The sequence below is a fragment of the Methylobacterium frigidaeris genome, assembly GCF_022179185.1.
GTDB classification, from domain to species: Bacteria; Pseudomonadota; Alphaproteobacteria; order Rhizobiales; family Beijerinckiaceae; genus Methylobacterium; species Methylobacterium frigidaeris.
In genome coordinates, this window is the sequence record NZ_BPQJ01000114.1 from 1 (window position 1) to 1,532 (window position 1,532).

Annotated in this window: 1 protein-coding gene; it reads left to right on the top strand. The window is 64.7% G+C overall.

Annotation, left to right across the window (positions count from 1 at the left end; translation table 11 throughout):
• The first annotated feature begins 5 nt into the window (after nucleotides 1-5).
• On the top strand, nucleotides 6-1,454 hold the full coding sequence (locus MFF64_RS36445) for an IS1182 family transposase (protein ID WP_238193895.1): 1,449 nt from the start codon (nucleotides 6-8) through the stop codon (nucleotides 1,452-1,454).
• Nucleotides 1,455-1,532 lie beyond the last annotated feature (78 nt).

The window sequence follows — 1,532 nt, forward strand, 5'->3', positions numbered from 1 at the left end:
TCGGGATGTCCCGCTTCATCGCCGGTGATGATCGTCGTCAGAGCACGCTCCTGCCCGACTGCCTCGATGATTATGTGGCGGCGGACAACCCGGTCCGCCTCGTCGAAGTCTTCGTCGACGAGCTTGATCTCGCCACCCTCGGGTTTGTCAGAGCCGTGCCCGAGGCGACCGGTCGTCCAGCCTACGATCCGGCGACGCTGCTCAAGATCTACCTCTACGGCTACCTCAACCGCGTACCCTCGAGCCGCCGCCTCGAACGCGAGACCCAGCGCAACATCGAGTTGATGTGGCTGACCGGCCGGCTGATGCCCGACTTCAAGACCCTGGCCGACTTCCGCAAGAACAATGGACCGGCGATCCAGGCCACCTGCGCACAGTTCGTCGTCCTGTGCCGTCGCCTGAACCTGTTCAGCAAGGCAGTGGTCGCGATCGACGGCAGCAAGTTCAAGGCGGTCAACAATCGCGACAAGAACTTCACGGTCGCCAAGGTCGAGGCACGCATGGCTCAGGTCGAGACGAGCGTCGCCCGCTATCTCGCGGCCTTAGACCGGGCCGACCGCCAGCCGAGCGACGTCGCCGAGGCGCGAACAACACGGCTCACCGAGAAGATCACGGCTCTGCGCGAGCAGATGAAGGACTTGCAGGCGATGCGCCAGCAGGTCGAGGAGGCACCCGACCAGCAGGTCTCGTTGACTGATCCTGATGCTCGCTCGATGGCCACCAGCGGCAAGGGAACCGGGATCGTCGGCTACAACGTTCAGGCGGCGGTCGATGCCGAGCATCACTTGATCGTCGCCCACGCCGTGACCAACGTCGGCAGCGACCGCGCCCAGCTCGTTCCGATGGGGCTCCTGGCCCAAGAGGCGACGGGATGCACCACGCTCACGGTGCTGGCTGACCGGGGCTACCTCAACGGGGATCAAGTTCTGGCGTGCGAAGGCACTGGCCTGCTGCCGTGCGTACCCAAGACCCTCACCTCGGGCCACGCCAAGCTCGGCCTCTTTACAGGACAAGACTTCATCTACGACGCCGAGAAGGACCACTACACCTGCCCCGCCGGCCAGCACCTGACCAAGGGGGTGGCCCGGTCCGACCGCCGGGCCGAGGATGACGCGATGGACCACTACCGTAACCCGGCGGCTTGCGCGGGCTGCACGCTCAAACCCCGCTGCACACCTGCGAAGACGAGACGGGTCAAGCGCTGGGTGCACGAGGGCGTGCTCGATGCGATGCAGGAGCGGCTCGACCGGATGCCGGAGGCGATGCTGATCCGTCGCCAGACCGTGGAGCATCCGTTCGGCACGCTGAAGGCCTGGATGGGAGCGACTCACTTCCTGACCCGAACACTCGCAAAGGTCAGAACAGAGATGAGCTTGCAGGTTCTGGCCTACAACATGAAGCGGATGATCCAGATCGTCGGGGTTGGAGCGCTGATCTCGGCGATCCGGGCGTGAGCCGACCTATGCACGCGAGTTCGCTGCAAGGGCTCACTCACCTGCCCATCCACCAAAACCGCGTTCTCACACAGCCTG

Coding starts and splice junctions, on each gene's coding strand:
- MFF64_RS36445 (WP_238193895.1), top strand. CDS start 6: ATGTCCCGCTTCATCGCCGGTGATGATCGTCGTCAGAGCACGCTCCTG.